At 64.5% G+C, this 1,008-nt stretch carries 2 protein-coding genes; both read right to left on the minus strand.

What is annotated here, in order from left to right:
• Nucleotides 1–7: 7 nt before the first annotated feature.
• Nucleotides 8–868 carry an IS3 family transposase gene (locus tag ACFXKA_RS43480; protein ID WP_379431982.1) on the minus strand — a complete coding sequence of 287 codons (861 nt, stop codon included), beginning with the start codon at nucleotides 866–868 and terminating at the stop codon, nucleotides 8–10.
• Nucleotides 865–1,008: transposase (locus tag ACFXKA_RS43485; protein ID WP_379431983.1), on the minus strand; the 144-nt coding region annotated here is incomplete at its 5' end. The genes ACFXKA_RS43485 and ACFXKA_RS43480, both read right to left, overlap by 4 nt.

Genomic DNA, 1,008 nt, shown 5'->3' on the forward strand with positions numbered 1-1,008 from the left:
CCACCGGTTATGCGAGTTGGATTTGTTGCTCGAACTCGGTCGGTGACCATTGCTGACGGAATGCGTTGGGGCTGAGGAAACCGAGCGATCCGTGTGGCCGGTAATCGTTGTACTCGATGCGCCAGTCCTCGGCAAGGACCTGCACCTCGGTCAGGGAATGAAACACCTCGCAGGACAGGAATTCGTCGCGGAAGCGGCCGTTGAACGACTCGCAGACCCCGTTCTGCCAGGGCGATCCCGGGTCGATGAACGAGGCGTCGACACCGGTGAACCGGCACCAGTCGGTCATCGCGTGCGCGGTCATCTCGGTGCCGTTGTCCATGCGGATATGCCTGGGTCTTCGACCGGTGGCCGCGATGATCTCGTCGAGGACAGCGACGAGCCGGTCGGCGGTGCACGATCGGAATGCTCTGGTGGCCAGGGCTTCTCGCGTGAACTCGTCGATGATGTTGAGGAACCGCACCTGGCGGCCGTCGACGGTGACGTCGACCTGGAAGTCCAACGCCCACATCTGATCCGGGAACGACGCCTTCAAGCGTTGATTCCGGCCCGGCCCGACGCGGCGTTTCTTGCGCGCCCGGCTGGGTCTTTTCAATCCCTCCTCCCGCCAGAGGCGTTGCGTCCGTTTATGGTTGGTCACCAGTCCCTCGCCGCGGCACAGCGCATGGGCCTTGCGCCAGCCCCACCGCGGATGCTGACGCGAGATCGCGCGCAACCGTGCCCGCAGTGCCTGTTCGATCTCGGCGACCGCCGGCGGTCGCCGCTGCACCGACCGAGACTGCCCGGCCACCGCGCAGGCCCGCCGTTGCGATACCCGGAATCGTTGCTGCAGAACCACGACGGCTCTGCGGCGCCGGTCCGGGTTCAGTAGTTTCCCCGGTTCAGTTCCTTGAGCATGTCGATGTCGAGGGCCTGCTCGGCGACCATCTTCTTCAACCGCGCGTTCTCGCGTTCGAGCTCTTTGAGTCGTTTGGCGTCGTCGGATTTCATACCGCCGTACTGGGACTG

This window comes from Nocardia sp. NPDC059228, assembly GCF_042754245.1.
Lineage (GTDB): Bacteria > Actinomycetota > Actinomycetes > Mycobacteriales > Mycobacteriaceae > Nocardia.